13 protein-coding genes and 1 pseudogene are annotated in these 15857 nt (G+C 66.4%); 8 read left to right on the top strand and 6 right to left on the bottom strand.

Going from position 1 to position 15857, the window contains the following annotated elements:
- Both JOY90_RS23225 and JOY90_RS23220 read right to left on the bottom strand, forming a co-directional pair.
- Positions 1-672, bottom strand: a 672-nt coding sequence (locus tag JOY90_RS23225; protein WP_291693449.1) for an SDR family oxidoreductase, incomplete at its 3' end; no start/stop codon positions are given.
- A 26-nt stretch (positions 673-698) separates the two neighbouring features.
- Positions 699-1394 (bottom strand): hemolysin III family protein, encoded by a 696-nt coding sequence (locus tag JOY90_RS23220; protein ID WP_291693448.1) that lies wholly within the window; start codon positions 1392-1394, stop codon positions 699-701.
- 157 nt (positions 1395-1551) lie between these two features.
- Here JOY90_RS23220 and JOY90_RS23215 point away from each other — a divergent pair, with 157 nt between their 5' ends.
- Together JOY90_RS23215 and JOY90_RS23210 are read left to right on the top strand one after the other, a co-directional pair.
- Positions 1552-3015: a YcjX family protein gene (locus tag JOY90_RS23215; RefSeq protein ID WP_291693447.1), complete on the top strand. Its 1464-nt coding sequence runs from the start codon at positions 1552-1554 to the stop codon at positions 3013-3015.
- Entirely contained in the window at positions 3012-4043 is a 1032-nt protein-coding gene (locus JOY90_RS23210; RefSeq protein WP_291693446.1) for a YcjF family protein, read from the top strand. The genes JOY90_RS23215 and JOY90_RS23210 overlap by 4 nt, the downstream gene beginning before the upstream one ends.
- A 4-nt stretch (positions 4044-4047) precedes the next feature.
- Here JOY90_RS23210 and JOY90_RS23205 read toward each other — a convergent pair whose 3' ends face one another.
- Complete coding sequence (locus JOY90_RS23205) at positions 4048-5556, bottom strand: glycosyltransferase family 39 protein (RefSeq protein ID WP_291693452.1); 1509 nt, start codon at positions 5554-5556, stop codon at positions 4048-4050.
- Positions 5557-5792: 236 nt separating this feature from the next.
- On the opposite strand from JOY90_RS23205, the gene JOY90_RS23200 reads away from it, so the two are divergent.
- The 6 genes from JOY90_RS23200 (at position 5793) to JOY90_RS23175 (ending at position 14185) form a co-directional block, all read left to right on the top strand.
- Entirely contained in the window at positions 5793-7547 is a 1755-nt protein-coding gene (locus JOY90_RS23200; RefSeq protein WP_291693451.1) for an adenylate/guanylate cyclase domain-containing protein, read from the top strand.
- Positions 7548-7672: 125 nt separating this feature from the next.
- Positions 7673-8872, top strand: coding sequence for a molybdopterin-dependent oxidoreductase (locus tag JOY90_RS23195; RefSeq protein ID WP_291693445.1), 1200 nt, complete (start codon positions 7673-7675; stop codon positions 8870-8872).
- Between the two features lie 21 nt (positions 8873-8893).
- The gene (locus JOY90_RS23190) at positions 8894-9190 is read left to right on the top strand and encodes a cytochrome c (RefSeq protein ID WP_291693450.1); all 297 of its coding nucleotides are present in this window, start codon (positions 8894-8896) and stop codon (positions 9188-9190) included.
- Positions 9191-9427: 237 nt separating this feature from the next.
- On the top strand, positions 9428-9628 hold the full coding sequence (locus JOY90_RS23185; RefSeq protein WP_291693444.1) for a cold-shock protein: 201 nt from the start codon (positions 9428-9430) through the stop codon (positions 9626-9628).
- A gap of 132 nt (positions 9629-9760) precedes the next feature.
- The gene (putA, locus tag JOY90_RS23180) at positions 9761-12862 is read left to right on the top strand and encodes a bifunctional proline dehydrogenase/L-glutamate gamma-semialdehyde dehydrogenase PutA (RefSeq protein WP_291693443.1); all 3102 of its coding nucleotides are present in this window, start codon (positions 9761-9763) and stop codon (positions 12860-12862) included.
- Between the two features lie 117 nt (positions 12863-12979).
- On the top strand, positions 12980-14185 hold the full coding sequence (locus JOY90_RS23175; protein ID WP_291693442.1) for a CaiB/BaiF CoA-transferase family protein: 1206 nt from the start codon (positions 12980-12982) through the stop codon (positions 14183-14185).
- A 2-nt stretch (positions 14186-14187) separates the two neighbouring features.
- Here the strand turns inward: JOY90_RS23175 and bla are convergent, their stop codons facing one another.
- The 3 genes and pseudogenes from bla to JOY90_RS23160 all read right to left on the bottom strand — a co-directional run.
- Entirely contained in the window at positions 14188-15084 is an 897-nt protein-coding gene (gene bla / locus JOY90_RS23170; RefSeq protein WP_291693441.1) for a class A beta-lactamase, read from the bottom strand.
- 17 nt (positions 15085-15101) lie between these two features.
- The gene (locus JOY90_RS23165; RefSeq protein ID WP_291693440.1) at positions 15102-15269 is read right to left on the bottom strand and encodes a hypothetical protein; all 168 of its coding nucleotides are present in this window, start codon (positions 15267-15269) and stop codon (positions 15102-15104) included.
- Between the two features lie 146 nt (positions 15270-15415).
- Positions 15416-15857, bottom strand: a pseudogene (locus JOY90_RS23160) (hypothetical protein); the annotation flags it as partial.

The following is a 15857-nucleotide window of genomic DNA, read 5'->3' as shown; positions in this document are numbered from 1 at the left end:
CGTCTCCTGCGCGATGCCGGCGAGCACGTCCTGCGCGACCTGCTCGGGCGAAAGATCGCCGTCGCCGGATTGCGGGCCCTTCGGGATCGCGCGCAGCATGTCGGTGTCGACGCCCTGCGGGCACAGGATCGAGACGCGGATGTTGTCGGCCTTGTGCGAGATCGCGAGGTTCTCCGCAAAGCCGACCGCGGCATGTTTGGTGGTCGAATAGGCCGGGCTGCCGACCTGCGACAACAGCCCCGCCGCCGAGATGGTGTTGAGGAAGTAGCCGCCGCCGCGCGCCTTGTAGCGCGGGATCAGGTGCCGCGCGGCATAGACATGGGCCATGACATGGATCGCCCAGCTGCGCGCGAACGGCTCGTCCGACGTGCCGCCGGCGTTGACCGACAGCGGGTCGAAGCCGCCGCCGATGCCCGCATTGGAGCAGAACAGCTCGATCGGGCCGAACTGCCGTTCGGTCTCCTCGATGACATGCAGGACGTTCTTCTCCTGCGCGACGTCGCATTTGAACGCCGCGCCGCCGATGCCGGCCGCGACCTCGCGGGCGCGATGGATATCGAGATCGGCGACCACGACCTTGGCGGCGCCGGCGCGCTGAAACGCCTCGCACAGCGCCTTGCCGATGCCGTTGGCGCCGCCGGTGACAACCACGACCTTGCCGGTCACCTGCATCGCCACCCTCCCGCGATCGAGAAACGTCAGGTCAGAACCAGGTCGAGCACCGCCGTATAGTGGAACGCCGCGCCCAACAGCACGAAACAATGCCAGATCACGTTCTGGAAGCGCAACCGCCGCCAGGAATGAAAGATCACGCCGAAGCTGTACAGCGCGCCGCCGACGAGCACGCACCACAGCGCCATCGTCGGCAGCGACACCACGACCGAATCGTACAGCATCGCACCGCTCCAGCCGAGCGCCAGATAGAGCCCGACCGCGAGCCGGTCGAACCGGCCCGGCAAAGTCAGCTTGATCGCGATGCCGAGCCCGGCGACGCACCAGACCCCGATCAGCAGCGCGACCGCCATCGCGCCGCTCTTCAGCTCCAGGATGAACGGCGTATAGGTCGCGGCGATCAGAAGATAGATCGCCGAATGGTCGAAGCGGCGCAGCACCCATTTGGTGCGGGATACCGGCCAGAGATTATAGCTCGCCGACAGCACCAGCATCATCAGCAGGCCCGCGACATAGACCGACACCGCGAAGACATCGAGCGCTCCGGCATAGACCGCGGTCAGCACCACCAGCACGGTGGCAGCGATGAGCCCGAACACGATACCGATGCCGTGGACGACCCCGTCGGCAATCAGTTCGACCCGATCGTAGTTCCAGCGGATCGCACCGGTCGCCGCATGGATCGAGGTCGAGGCCAGTTGCTTCAGTCGGAAGATCGTCATGGGCACTCCGGTGGGCTCTTCGAGACTCGGATAAGGCATCGGTCGCATGTGGTCAACGGACCGTTCAGGCAGACCGTGACCTCGGTCGCGCAAGCTTGATTTCCGCCCGCCAATCGCCAAGTTTCGAGGAAATTTCCCGCCAAGTTCTGCCCGCAGCATGGCCCTGACCTTTACCGAAATCATCGAGGAAGCGCGCCTGTCGGCGCGGTCGCTGCTCGACTATGGCGAGAGCTTCTTCAACCCGACGGTCCGGCTCGGCGTCACCGGGCTTTCGCGCGCCGGCAAGACCGTGTTCATCACTGCGCTGGTGCACGGCCTCACGCGCGGCGGCCGATTTCCGGTGTTCGAGCCGCTCGCCTCCGGGCGGATCGCGCGCGCGCATCTGGCACCGCAGCCGGACGATGCGGTGCCGCGCTTCGACTATGAGAGCCACCTCGCCGCACTGATCGAGGAGCGGCGCTGGCCAAGCTCGACGGTCGACATCAGCGAGCTTCGGCTCGTGGTCGACTATCAACGGCACAACGGCGCCGACCGCACGCTGAGGCTGGACATCGTCGACTATCCCGGCGAGTGGCTGCTCGACTTGCCGCTGCTCACCAAGAGCTACGAGCAATGGGCCGCCGAGAGCCTCGCGCTGTCGCGGGAGCAACCGCGCAGCCCGCTTGCGGCAAAATGGCACGCCCATCTCGCCACCCTCGATCCGAGTGCACCCGAAGATGAACAGGCGACCCTGCTCGCCGCAAAACTGTTCACCGAATATCTGCGCGCCTGCCGCGACGAACGGTTCGCGATGAGCCTGCTGCCGCCCGGCCGTTTCCTGATGCCCGGCAATCTCGCGGGCTCGCCGGCGCTGACCTTCGCGCCGCTCGACCTTCCCGACGGCACTGCGCCCGATCGCTCGCTATGGGCGATGATGCTGCGCCGTTACGAAGCCTATAAGGACGTCGTGGTCCGGCCGTTCTTTCGCGATCATTTCGCCAGGCTCGACCGCCAGATCGTGCTGGTCGATGCGCTGGCGGCGTTCAACTCCGGCCCGGAAGCGCTGCATGATCTCGAAGCCGCGCTCGCCGGCATCCTCGACTGCTTCCGGGTCGGGCGCAGCACGTTTCTCTCGAATCTGTTCCGGCCGCGGATCGATCGCATCCTGTTCGCGGCCACCAAGGCCGACCATCTGCACCATACCAGCCACGACCGGCTGGAAGCCGTGCTGCGCCGCGCCGTGACAGGAGCCGTGGCGCGGGCCGAGGCGACCGGCGCTGCGATCGACGTGGTCGCGCTGGCGGCGATCCGCGCCACCCGCGAAGCGGTGGTCGCCCGTGGCCGCGACAAACTGCCGTCGATTCTCGGCACGCCGGCGGAAGGCGAGACCGCCGACGGGCAGTCTTTCGACGGCACCATGGAGGTCGCGACCTTCCCCGGCGATCTGCCCGCCGACCCCGAGGAGCTGTTCGCTAGCGAGGGGGCGTTTCGCGGGCTCTCCTCCACCCTGGCCGAGAACAGCGACTATCGGTTCCTGCGTTTCCGGCCGCCGCATCTGGAGAGCAATGGTGGTGAGCCTGCGCTGCCTCATATCCGGCTCGACCGGGCGTTGCAGTTCCTGATCGGAGACCGGTTGCAATGAGCGAGCACCCAAAACACCGCCGTCCCGCCACGTTCAAGCTCGACGACCCCGGCGTGGTCGTGGTCGATGCCGACGAGGCCGGCCGGCCCCCCCGCGGCACCGTGCAGGTGACGCCCGAGCCGGAACCGGCGCTGCCCGTGCCGGTCGAGCTCGCGTTGCCCGAGCGAAGAGGCTTGCGCTGGGGCGCGGTGTTCTGGACCGCGGTCGCGGGCCTCATCCTGCTCGGCATGGGGCTCGGAGTCACGCACCTGATCGAGGACCTGTTCGCGCGCAGCGACGGCCTCGGCTGGCTCGGCGTCAGCTTGACCTCTCTGGCGGCACTCGCGCTCGCCGTCATCACCGGCCGCGAGGCGCTCGCGCTGATGCGGCTTGCGACCATCGAGAAGCTGCACCTGCGCGCCGCCGCCGTGCTCTTGAGCGACGACCGCGCCGAAAGCCGCAGCATCGTCAAAGAGCTGGTCCAGCTTGCGCACCAGAACCCGCAGCTCGCCCGCGCCCGCGCCGCGCTGCAAGGCCACGCCGACGACATCATCGACGGCGCCGACATGATCCGGCTCGCCGAGCGCGAATTGATGGCACCGCTCGATGCCGAGGCGCGGCGGCTGGTCTCCTCCGCCGCGCAACGCGTCTCGATCGTCACCGCGGTGGCGCCGCGCGCAATGATCGACGTGCTGTTCGTGTTCGTCGCTGCACTGCAACTGATCCGCCGCCTGGCGCGGCTCTATGGCGGCAGGCCGGGCACGCTCGGCATGATCCGGCTGCTCCGCCACGTCGTCGCCCATCTCGCCATCACCGGTGGCATGGCGGCGAGCGACAGCCTGATCCAGCAGGTGCTCGGCCATGGGCTGGCGGCAAAGCTGTCGCAGCGGCTCGGCGAAGGCATCCTGAATGGACTGCTCACGGCGCGGCTGGGCCTGGCCGCGATCGAGGTGACGCGGCCGTTGCCGTTCGCCGCGCTGCCGCGGCCCGCTCTCGCCGATCTCGCCCGCGACCTCCTGCGCAAGCGGGAGGAGGATGATGCGGAATAGGACCTCACGCCGGCGGGTTGGTGAAATGAAGCCTGCCTGCCAGCACCCGCCAACGAAACAGCGGGGAGTCCGGCGCCGGCGACAGCTCCGGCGTCCAGCCGGTGATCTTTTCCAGCGAATAGGTATCCATGACGACGCCGCGCCAAACCCGGTCGACACGTTCCAGCGGCTGCCGAACCGCGCCCGTCTCGGCCCAGACCGGATTGGCGTTGTCGGGCACCCGCGCAACATAGAGGCCGGTGTGTCCGGTGATCTTCTCCGAGCCGGGATCTGCGAACCCCATGAAACGGCCGCGCTCGTTGATTTGAACCACCGGGACGCGGCCATTGAAGGACCAGCGCATTTCGGCATAGGTGCGGTAGTCCGTGGTCGCGATCCAGCTTGCCCCGGTTTTTTCGAGCTGCTCGGCCGCGCGGGCCGCGACCGCGGCAAAGCCCGCTTCGGCGCCGATCGGGTCGGTGCGGCCGAGCAAGTTCCAGGGTGCAGCGACATAATAGAAGAAGACCAGAACCACGAAGCCCATGCCGGACGCGATCGCGATCACCGTCCATTGGTGCGCCGACCTGATCCGCCGCTCGGGCGCGCCCTCGCGCCGCAGCATGGCGAGATGGATGGCGGCGGCGGCAAAACCGATCGGCCACATGAACATCGGCCAGGTGTCGCCGACCCGCAGGCTCAGCGATCGCCAGAAGAAATAGAGGAACGGCACCAGCACCGCCGTCGACAGAAGGATGCCGACCGGGTCGCGGTTTCGGTAGCCGCGCCAGGCGGTGAGCACGAGGCCGGCCAGCACCACCGGCAGGAGCACAAAACCGACCTGGCCGAATTGCAGTCCGACATAGTCGCCGACGGTGCGCAGCGACAATTCACGGGTGGCGCTGGCGCGCACGAACTGGAAACGGAACGACGCCCAGTCGTGCTGCGCATTCCAGATCAGCACCGGCGCGAACACGAGCGCCGCAACCAGCACCGCGAGATAGGGATGGGGCGACACCAGCCAGCGCGCCCGCCAATCCGGCACGAGCAGGAACGCGGCCACCGCCGGCAGCAGCATGATCGCGGTGAGCTTTGCCAGCAGCGCCAGCCCCGCGAACACGCCCGTGGCGATCCACCAGCGTCCATCGCCGCTCTCCGCGAGCCGGACCAGCGCCCAGACCATCGCCACCGCGAACGGGATCAGCGCGACGTCGGGCGCGACCTTGGCCATCAACAGCCCATAATACAGCGCTGCCTCCGGCATCAGGATCGCGACCACCACCGCCCGGACGTCATGGGTGGTGCGCCGCACGATGTCCGCGAGCAGCATTTGCGTGGCCGCCATCGCGACGATTCCGGCAAAGCGGACGCCGAGATTGGTATCGCCGAAGATCGCGGTGCCGAACCGGATGAACCAGGCGATCATCGGCGGATGATCGAGGAACGACAGCACATGCTCCTTCGACCAAGTCCAGTAATAGGCCTCGTCGGTGCGCAGATCGAGCAGGCTCGCGAACACGATCCGCATCGCGGTCATCGCCGCGATCAGGCCGATCGCGATGGTCAGGGACCGATGGGCAGCGGTATCATGCGAATTGTCGGGGGATGGCGAAGCGCTTGTCACGGCGCTTTCTCCCCGAATGCCCGCAGGGTGTCAACGTGCCGTAAAGCAAAGAAAATCGGAGTATTGCGGTGCTTCGACTACCGTCGGGCGACACCCTGTTTGAAGTGGAATGAACAGCGTGCATGGACGATAATGCTCTCGTGAAACACATGGTCCCATCCCCCGGCGAGCCGAGCCGAAAATTCCTCCGCGGCATCGGCGTGCGGCAGGTCCGCTTCGCCTGCGGCCTGATCCTGTTCAGCTATCTCATCAGCCATTTTCTCAATCACGCGCTCGGCAACGTCTCGCTCGAGGCGCTCGCCGACGGCGTCCACTACCACGTCCTGTTCTGGCAGTTCCCGCCCGTGGCGATCGTATTCTATGCCGCAGTGACGCTGCACGCCGGTCTCGGCATCTGGGCACTCTACCAGCGCCGCCAATTCACCTGGATCGCGGTCGAGCCGTTGCAGCTCCTGCTCGGTCTGAGCATTCCCTTGCTGGTCGCCTTCCACGTCATCGGCGCACGGCTCGGCAGCGCCCTGTTCGATCAGGACAAGCTCTATCCGCAGGAGCTCTACGTGTTCTGGGTCGCTCAGCCGTTCCGAATCTGGCAGATGTACACGGTGCTCCTGATCGCCTGGGTGCATGGCTGCATCGGCCTGCATTTCTGGCTCAGAATGAAGCGGTTTTACGCGCGGCTCGCCCCCTATCTGCTGGCAGCAGCGGTGCTGCTCCCGACGCTCGCCATGCTCGGCCTCTACCAGGCCGGCCGAACCGTCATCGCCGACAGCGGTGATCCGCAATGGCGGGCCGAGAATCTGTCGGAGCGAAACCTGGGCACGCCGGCCGAGCAGGCGATGCTCGGCCGGATCGTCAGTGGTTTCCTCATTTGCTATCTCGGCCTGATCGGAGCCACGCTTCTCGCCCGCGGCGCGCGCACGCTGCTCGAGCGCCGGGGCGGCATGGTCACGCTCTCCTATGGCAACGGCCGCTCGGTTCGGGTGCCGAAGGGCCTCAGCGTGCTGGAGGCAAGCCTGCGCGCCAACGTCCCGCACGCCAGCGTCTGCGGCGGGCGGGCGCGCTGTTCGACCTGCCGTATCCGCGTGATCGGCGACTGCAGCGCGCTGCCCGAGCCGTCACAGCGCGAGGCATTCGTCTTGGCCCGTGTCGGCACCAGCGATCCATCCATCCGCCTTGCCTGCCAGTTGCGGCCGACCGCCGATCTCTCCTTCTTCCAGCTTTTCCTGCCGAGCAGCGCCTCGGCCAACACCCATGCCGCGAACCCGGCTCGGATCGGCGAGGAGCGCCATCTGGTCAATCTGTTCGTCGACATGCGCGGCTCGACCCGGCTCGCCGAGAAACTGCTGCCGTTCGACACCGTGTTCGTGGTCAACCGTTTTCTTGCGGCGGTATCGCAGGCGGTGATCGACTGCGGCGGACGGCCCAACCAGTTCGTCGGCGACGGCGTGCTGGCGCTGTTCGGGCTGGCCGCGGATGCGCGGACCGCGAGTCGGCAGGCGCTCAAGGCAGCAGCGGCAATCGCGGCCAATATCGAGGAGCTCAACCAGTTCCTGAGCCACGACCTCAAGGAGCCGATCCGTTTCGGCATCGGCATCCATGGCGGCGAGGTGATCGTCGGCGATATCGGTTACCGCGACCACATGGTGTTCACCGCGCTCGGCGACGCCGTCAATGTCGCCGCACGGCTGCAGGACATGACCAAGACGGTCGGTTGCGAGGCGCTGGTGTCCGACGAGGTGCGCAAGGCCGCGGGCCTTGCCGAGGCCGACCTGCCGGCACAGGACGTCACCATCCGCGGCCGCGACGAGCCGATGACCGTCCGGGTGGTCGCGGAAGCCAGGACGCTGTCGGCGCTCGTCGACGGGCCCACCGCCGCAGCACTGATTGCTGCAATGCCGCTCTGATGCCTTGTCATATCGCAACGCCCTGCACCGAAAGCATCATTTGACCGGCACCACGCCGATGCAATCATGGCCTTCCGATTCCGGTGGTGACCGGAAGCGCCAAGAAAATGCATCGGAGGAAGCTCATGCTCGATCGACGGGAATGGATGAAGCGCGCCGGCATGGCTGCGCTGGCAGCCGGATTTGACGCAAGGAGCGCCCTCGCGCTCGACAGCGTGACGCTCCCTTTCGACAATGGCGAACGGCCGCTCGTGAAGTACCCGCAGAAGCGCCCGATGATCGGCCTGACCAGCCGGCCGCCGCAACTGGAAACGCCGTTCCACATCTTCAATGACGGCCCGATCACGCCGAACAACGCGTTCTTCGTCCGCTACCACCTGGCGGGCGTCCCGCTCGACATCGACCCCGATACGTTCACGCTGGAGGTCAAGGGAAAGGTCGATCATCCCCTGAAGCTGTCGCTGCGGGAGATCCGGAAGCTGAAGTCAACCGAGATCGTGGCCGTCAACCAGTGCTCGGGCAACAGCCGGGGGTTCTTTTCGCCGCGCGTGGCTGGTGGTCAATTGGCGAACGGCGCGATGGGAAATGCGCGGTGGCACGGCGTTCCCTTGAAGACCGTGCTCGATATCGCCGGCGTGCAACAGGGCTCAAAGCAGGTCACCTTCAACGGGATGGACGGCCCGGTCAGCGACAAGACGCCGGATTTCGTCAAGGCGCTCGACCTCGATCACGCCAGGGACGGCGACGTCATGCTGGCCTACGGCATGAACGGCGAGGACCTGCCGGTGCTGAACGGCTTTCCGCTGCGGCTCGTCGTGCCCGGCTATTACGGAACCTATTGGGTCAAGCACCTCAATGAGATCACCGTCATCGACCATGAGTTCGACGGCTTCTGGATGAAAACCGCCTACCGGATTCCAGACACGCCCTGCGCCTGCCTCGAGCCGGGGACCGCGCCAAAAGCGACCATCCCGATCAACCGGTTCGACATTCGCTCCTTCATCACCAGCGTCGCCGACGGTGCCAAGCTGAAGACCGGCAAGATCATCCTGAAGGGTATCGCCTTCGACGGCGGCAAGGGCATCAAGGAGGTCGCGGTGTCGACCGACGGCGGAAAGAGCTGGACGTCCGCAAAGCTCGGCCGCGACTTCGGCAAGTACTCGTTCCGAGAATGGCATCTTCCCCTGAAGCTTGCGGCCGGCGATCACGAGGTCAAGGTGCGCGCCACCAGCAATGCGGGTGAGACCCAGCCGGACGCGCCACGCTGGAATCCCGCCGGCTACATGCGTAACGTCGTCGAAACCGTTCGTGTCAGCGTGGTGTAAGGATCGCAAATCGTGAAGCAGATGTTGTTGTCCGCCATTGCGATCATTCCGCTCGTCGTCGCCGTGCACGCCGCACCGATCTCCTACAAGCTGCCGGAGGAGACCGCAGCGTTCAAGCCGGGGCCCAACCTCGATGTGGTGCAAAACAACTGCACCGGCTGCCACTCGGCCGACTACATCCAGACCCAGCCACGGAGTGTGAAATCGAAGAAGGACTTCTGGCAGGCCGAGGTGACCAAGATGATCAAGACCTATGGGGCGCCGATCGACGACGGTGACGTCGGGAAGATTGTCGACTATCTCGCCGCCACCTACTGAGCTCACCACTTGCTGGAGCGCGCAGCGGCGGCGCCTGCCGCCGTCCGTGCGTCAATTGATCGCGAAACGCGCAAAAAAGCACAAATGTGCCGCGACATGAAAGATTTCCTGTGAATGGGCGATGCTGTTTGAGCTACCAAGCAGGCCCCAACCGGCGTATCCTGCCGCCTCGGACGCGCCGGTTTGCGGGGACCTGCGGCGGTTCGCTGATTTTCTTGCGTCCCGCGGAGACGACGTATGGCTAAGGGTACGGTCAAGTGGTTCAACCCGACCAAGGGCTATGGCTTCATCCAGCCCGCCGCGGGCGGCAAGGACGTGTTCGTGCATATTTCAGCGGTGCAGAAGGCCGGTCTTTCGACACTCAATGAAGGGCAGACGATCGAATACGAAGAGATCGCCAATCGCGGCAAGACCTCGGCCGAAAATCTCAAGGTTTAGCGCGCCCGGCGCGCTCCAGAGCATTACCAAGCGCGACCTGGCTCTCCACGAGCGGCGAACGTGGCTCTGCGCACGGGCTGCTTCGCGGTGCGGTAGTTTGCGTGCTAAAGAGACGGAATCAGCAGGTTCGCCATGACGCCCGATTCCGCATTCCCACCCCCGTTCAGTGTCGACTACGCCCCCGACGATCGCACGCTGGCGGCACCGCTGCTTGCAAGCGCGTCGCTCGGCCCCGAGCAGGAACGGCGTATCGACGCGACCGCCAACCGCCTGATCGATGCCATCAGGACCAATGACGATCCGCTCGGCGGCGTCGAGGACATGCTGCGCGAATTCGCGCTCTCCACCAAGGAGGGGCTGGCGCTGATGGTGCTGGCGGAAGCCCTGCTCCGCGTGCCGGACGCCCGCACCGCCGACCAGTTCATCGAGGACAAGCTCGGCGAGGGCGACTTCATCCATCACGAGACCAAGTCCAGCGCCTTCCTGGTCAACGCTTCGGCCTGGGCGCTCGGCATTTCAGCGCGCGTCATCCAGCCCGGCGAAACCCCGCGGGGAACGCTCGGACGGCTGGCCAAGCGGCTTGGCGCGCCGGCCGTGCGCGCCGCCACGCGCCAGGCGATGCGGCTGATGGGCAGCCATTTCGTGCTGGGCGAAACCATCGAGGCGGCGCTGGCCCGCGCCCAGCCGCGCTCGAAGACCAGGACCGCCTCGCGCTATTCCTTCGACATGCTCGGCGAAGGCGCCCGCACCGCCACCGACGCCGCGCGCTACTTCAAGTCCTATGCAAGCGCGATTGCCGCGATCGGGCACGCCGCCGGCAACCGGCCACTTCCCGACCGCCCCGGCATTTCGGTGAAACTCTCGGCGCTGCATCCGCGATTCGAGGCGACCAGCCGCGACCGCGTGATGGCCGAGCTTGTACCGCGCGTGATCGATCTCGCGCGCCAGGCCAAGACCTTCGATCTCAACTTCACCGTGGACGCCGAGGAAGCCGACCGGCTGGAACTGTCGCTGGACGTGATCGCCGCGAGCTTCGCCGATTCGTCGCTGGCCGGCTGGGACGGTTTCGGGCTCGCGATCCAGGCCTATCAGAAGCGCGCCGGCGCCGTAATCGACTACGTCGAGCAGCTCGCCCATGCGCACGACCGGCGCATGATGATCCGCCTGGTCAAAGGCGCCTATTGGGACACCGAGATCAAGCGGGCGCAGGAACGCGGGCTCCCCGGCTATGCCGTCTTCACCCGCAAGGCGATGACCGACCTCAACTACGTCGCCTGCGCACGGAAGCTCCTGCGGCTGCGCCCACTCCTGTTCCCGCAATTCGCGACCCATAATGCGCTGACGGTGGCCACGGTGCTGGAACTTGCCGAAGGCGGGGTTGGCTTCGAATTCCAGCGCCTGCACGGCATGGGCGAGGCGCTTTACGCGCAACTCGCCGAGGATCACCCGAAACTCGCTCATCGCACCTATGCGCCAGTCGGCAGCCATCGCGACCTGCTCGCCTATCTGGTGCGCCGCCTGCTGGAGAATGGCGCCAACTCGTCCTTCGTCGCACTCGCCGCGGATGAAGCGGTTCCCCCGGCGAAGCTGTTGCGGCGCCCGGCCGATATCATCGGCAGCGCCGAGCGGGCCCAGCACCCCGACATCCCGCTTCCCCGCGACCTCTATGGTTCGGATCGCGCCAATTCGCGCGGCGTAGAATTCGGCGAGCGCGCCGCGCTCGATCAGTTGCTGGCGTCCGTCGCGAATGCAACCGCGGCAGCAGCAGCTACACCGCTGATCGACGGCGTCGCCGGCGACGGCGATGCGCGGCAGATCACGAGCCCGATTGACCGGAGCACGCCGGTCGGCAGCGTCATCGAGGCGACGCCGGCGCATGTCGACGCGGCGGTCACCGCAGCGCGCGCTGGATTTATGGCCTGGCGTACGACACCGGCAGACGAGCGTGCCGAAGCGCTGGAGCAAGCCGCGGACCTCCTGGAAGCGCGCGCCGCGCGCTTCATCGCCCTGCTGCAGCGCGAGGGCGGCAAGACGCTCGACGATGCGCTTTCGGAAGTTCGAGAGGCCGCCGATTTCTGCCGCTATTACGCCGTTCAAGGCCGGAAATTGTTCGATTCCGACGAGCCGATGCCGGGACCAACCGGCGAGAGCAACACGTTGCGGCTGCGCGGCCGTGGCGTGTTCGTCGCCATCTCGCCGTGGAATTTTCCGCTCGCGATCTTCCTTGGCCAGGTCACAGCCGCGCTGATGGCCGGCAATGCCGTCGTAGCAAAACCGGCCGAGCAGACGCCGCTGATCGCCATGGAGGCCGTCCGGCTGCTGCATGAAGCCGGCGTGCCGGTCACGGCACTGCATCTGCTGCCGGGCGACGGCGCGACCGGCGCGGCACTCGTCGCCCGTCGCGATGTCAGCGGTGTGGTCTTCACCGGCTCGACGGACGTGGCGAGATTGATCAACCGTGCGCTCGCTGCCAAGGACGGGCCGATCGTGCCTTTGATCGCCGAGACCGGCGGCATCAATGCGATGATCGGCGACGCCACCGCGCTGCCCGAGCAGGTCGCCGACGACGTGGTGACGTCGGCATTCCGCTCGGCAGGCCAGCGCTGCTCGGCACTGCGGCTGTTGTTCGTGCAGGACGACGTCGCCGACCGTATGATCGAGATGATCGCAGGCGCCGCGCGCGAGCTGAAACTCGGCGATCCCCGCGATGTGGCGACCCATGTCGGCCCGGTGATCGATGCCGAGGCCAAGGCGAAGCTGGACGCCCATGTCGCGCGCATGAGGCGCGAGGCGAAGGTGCATTTCGCCGGCACTGCGCCGCCAGGCAACTACGTCGCGCCGCACATCTTCGAGCTCACCAGCGCGGATCAGCTCAGAGCGGAAATATTCGGGCCGATCCTGCACGTGGTGCGTTACGGCGCCGACCGGCTCGAGGCCGTGCTGCGGGCGATCGACGCAACCGGCTACGGGCTCACGCTCGGCATCCACACGCGCATCGACGATACCGCGGACGCGATCGTCGACCGGCTCCAGGTCGGCAACGTCTATGTCAACCGCAACATGATCGGCGCCGTGGTCGGCGTGCAGCCGTTCGGCGGCCACGGCCTGTCCGGCACCGGGCCGAAGGCCGGCGGGCCGCATTATCTCGCGCGATTTGCCACCGAGCAGACCGTGACCATCAACACCGCCGCAGCCGGCGGCAATGCAGCCCTGCTGTCGGGTGAGGAAGAGTAGCCCCGCGGGAAAGCCGGTTGCATCCATCAGCCCGGCTGGGTCAAATGCCTGATCGTCCGCGGCCGCAATTCCGGCGCACGGAAACAACCACAAGGGATCAGCGGGAGCGACGTCGCGATGGAAAAAGGTATCTTTGACGGGCTGAAGGTCCTGGACTGCGCGAGCTTCATCGCGGCGCCCGCGGCCGCGACCGTGCTGTCGGATTTCGGCGCCGACGTGATCAAGATCGAGCCGCCCGGATCCGGCGACCCTTATCGCAACCTGCCGAGCTTGCCCGGCTATCCTGCCAGCGAGCACAACTTCGCCTGGATGCTGGAAGCCCGCAACAAGCGAAGCCTCGCGCTCGATCTCTCCAAGCCGGAGGGACAGGCGGTGTTGCACAAGCTCGCCGCCCAGGCCGACGTCTTCATCACCAACTATCCGCCCGCGGTCCGCGCGCGGCTCGGCATCACCTATGACCATTTGGCGCCGCGAAACGAGCGGCTGATCTATGCGTCCTTCACCGGCTATGGCGAGAAGGGCGAGGAGGCCAACAAGCCCGGCTTCGACAGCAACGCCTATTGGGCGCGCTCGGGCCTGATGGACCTGGTGCGCGCCGACACCAACACCACACCGGCCCGCTCCGTCGCCGGCATGGGTGATCACCCCTGCGCGATGGCATTCTACGGCGCAATCGTCACCGCGCTCTATCGGCGTGAGCGCACCGGCAAGGGCGCGCACGTGGCCTCGAACCTGATGGCCAACGGCATCTGGGCCGCCTCTGTGCTGGCGCAGGCGAGGCTCTGCGGCGCGAAGTTCGCCGAGCGGCGTCCGCGCGAGCGCGCGCTCAACGCGGTGACCAACCACTACAAGTGCAGGGACGGCCGCTGGATCATCCTGTCGCTGCTCAGCGAGGAGCGGCAATGGCCGACGCTGGCACGCTGCCTCGACCGGGAGGACCTGATCTCGGACGAGCGGTTCGCAACCAAGGCCGACCGGCATGCCCGCTCCGTCGAGTTGATCCGGATTTTCGACGAGGTGTTCGCCACCAGGGACCTCGCCGATTGGCGCAGGATTCTGGACGGCAACGGCCTCGTGTTCGGCGTGGTCGGTATTCTCGACGACATCCCGACCGACCAGCAGATGATCGACAATGAGGTGCTGGTGCCGTTCGAGAACGACACCATGCTGACCATCAACAGCCCGATCTGGGTGGACGGCGCCAGCAAGGTACGGCCGCGCAAGCCGCCGGCGATCGGCGAGCACTCCGACGAGATCCTGCGCAGCGCCGGTTATGACAGTGCGTCGATCCAGAAGCTGCGCGCCTCCGGCGCGGTGGCGTAACTCTATCCCACAGCCATTTCGGCAACGGCCCGGCCGACGGCCGCATGCGTGGCGTTGCGCTGGTCGTCGGAGGCTTCAGTCTCTGTCAGATAGGACGTGATGATCAGCGGCTTGCGCCCGGCGGGCCAGATGACGGCAACGTCGTTGCTCGAGCCATGGTTTCCCGAGCCGGTCTTGTCGCCAACCTTCCAGTCCTTCGGCAGGCCTGCACGCAGCTTCGCATCCCCGGTCTTACAGCCGACCAGCCACGCGATCAGTTGCTCCCGTGACGCCACCGACAGCGCCACCCCGACCGCAAGCGCCTGGAGGTCTGTCGCCAAGGCGAATGGCGTCGTAGAGTCGCGCTCGTCACCCGGCGTGGCCTCGTTGAGGTCCGGCTCGATGCGGTCGAGCCGCGTGATCTGGTCGCCGAGCGACCGGGCATAGTCGGTGATGGCTGAGGGCCCACCCATGCTCCGGAGCAGGAGGTTGGCCGCCGTGTTGTCGCTCAGCGTCACGGCGGCCTCACAAAGCTCGGCGATCGACATGCCGTCGCCGCCGACATGCTGTTTCGTCGCCGGCGCATAGGCGAGGATATCGCTCTGCACGACGGCGACGCGCCGGTCCAATTGCTCCTTGCCGGCGTCGACCCTGGCGAGAACCGCGGCCGCCGTCAGCGCCTTGAACGTGCTGCACATGGGAAAACGCTCGTAGGCACGATGGCCGGCCTGAGTGCCGCTTTCCAGGTCCAGCACGGCGACGCCGAGGCGCCCGCTGCTCTCCAGCTCGATCTTGGCCAAGGCTTCCTCGAGCTTCGAAAAACCCCTATCGCCCGTAACGGCAGGTCCTCCGGCTTCAATTGAAAAGCCGCCGACCAGTGGCAACAGCGAAAATTTCGCGAAAGCGCGTCGTGTAAGCATAATTCCAGTTCCGATCATCAACGATTGAGCCAGGCCCAGCCTGCGAAAAATGCGATCACGCCGATGACGACGGCGAACACGATCGCCCAGCCGCTGACTCGCACCGCGCCAACGGCTTGGCGCTTTTCCTCGTTGCGCGCAATCTGGCGATTGCGCTCTTTGTTGTCATCGCCGGCGTCACTCATGCTCGCCCCCCGCTTTGGTTCCGGGCCTTCCAGCCTCCGCCTCGCCCGCAGAGAGCAGCTTAGCATCGAAAGATGTCGGTTGCTCAATGGCCTCGCAGCCAATCAGGAGGCTCGACAACACGCCGCAAGCTCCAAAGCCAGACGTATCAGCGGGTCCTGATGAAACACATCCCCATCCGCGTCGCAGGATTCATCACCTGGCAGGACAATCCTTCGGCGCAGGTCCAGGCGGCCAAACTCTTGTCGTTCCGGCTCGCGTCGTCGCCCGGCGCGTAGCAATGCGCGCCCCAGCCGTCCACGTATTCGGTGCCGGCGAGCTCGGTGTCGCCACGGGTCTGCGGGCGGCTGGCGAAGCCGCGGGAAAAATCCGGCTGCCGCCCTTCGGCCATCGCGGTGACGATGTCGCGCCGACGGACCTGGTCGCCGAAGAAATGCGGCGAGGCCGGCACGACCGTGGTGTTGTCCGGCTTGGCCGCCATCCAGTCGACGCCGGGAAAATGGAAGCCGCCGATGCCGCGGGTCTGATGACAGCCGCCGCAGCTCATGTCGTTGAGGCGGCGCTCGAAGCCGGCGGCCGAGCGGATGTTC

This window comes from Bradyrhizobium sp., assembly GCF_019242285.1.
Taxonomy (GTDB): Bacteria; Pseudomonadota; Alphaproteobacteria; order Rhizobiales; family Xanthobacteraceae; genus Bradyrhizobium.
The sequence above is the reverse complement of the archived record's forward strand: the minus strand, read 5'-3'. Positions and strand labels throughout refer to the sequence as shown.

What these genes read in the sequence shown, in the direction of transcription:
- JOY90_RS23185 (WP_291693444.1), top strand. Translation starts at nt 9,428, where the DNA reads ATGGCTAAGGGTACGGTCAAGTGGTTCAACCCGACCAAGGGCTATGGC.
- JOY90_RS23220 (WP_291693448.1), bottom strand. Translation starts at nt 1,394, where the DNA reads ATGACGATCTTCCGACTGAAGCAACTGGCCTCGACCTCGATCCATGCG.
- JOY90_RS23205 (WP_291693452.1), bottom strand. Translation starts at nt 5,556, where the DNA reads ATGACCGCGATGCGGATCGTGTTCGCGAGCCTGCTCGATCTGCGCACC.
- JOY90_RS23200 (WP_291693451.1), top strand. Translation starts at nt 5,793, where the DNA reads ATGGTCCCATCCCCCGGCGAGCCGAGCCGAAAATTCCTCCGCGGCATC.
- JOY90_RS23190 (WP_291693450.1), top strand. Translation starts at nt 8,894, where the DNA reads ATGTTGTTGTCCGCCATTGCGATCATTCCGCTCGTCGTCGCCGTGCAC.
- JOY90_RS23165 (WP_291693440.1), bottom strand. Translation starts at nt 15,269, where the DNA reads ATGAGTGACGCCGGCGATGACAACAAAGAGCGCAATCGCCAGATTGCG.
- bla (WP_291693441.1), bottom strand. Translation starts at nt 15,084, where the DNA reads ATGCTTACACGACGCGCTTTCGCGAAATTTTCGCTGTTGCCACTGGTC.
- putA (WP_291693443.1), top strand. Translation starts at nt 9,761, where the DNA reads ATGACGCCCGATTCCGCATTCCCACCCCCGTTCAGTGTCGACTACGCC.
- JOY90_RS23210 (WP_291693446.1), top strand. Translation starts at nt 3,012, where the DNA reads ATGAGCGAGCACCCAAAACACCGCCGTCCCGCCACGTTCAAGCTCGAC.
- JOY90_RS23175 (WP_291693442.1), top strand. Translation starts at nt 12,980, where the DNA reads ATGGAAAAAGGTATCTTTGACGGGCTGAAGGTCCTGGACTGCGCGAGC.
- JOY90_RS23195 (WP_291693445.1), top strand. Translation starts at nt 7,673, where the DNA reads ATGCTCGATCGACGGGAATGGATGAAGCGCGCCGGCATGGCTGCGCTG.
- JOY90_RS23215 (WP_291693447.1), top strand. Translation starts at nt 1,552, where the DNA reads ATGGCCCTGACCTTTACCGAAATCATCGAGGAAGCGCGCCTGTCGGCG.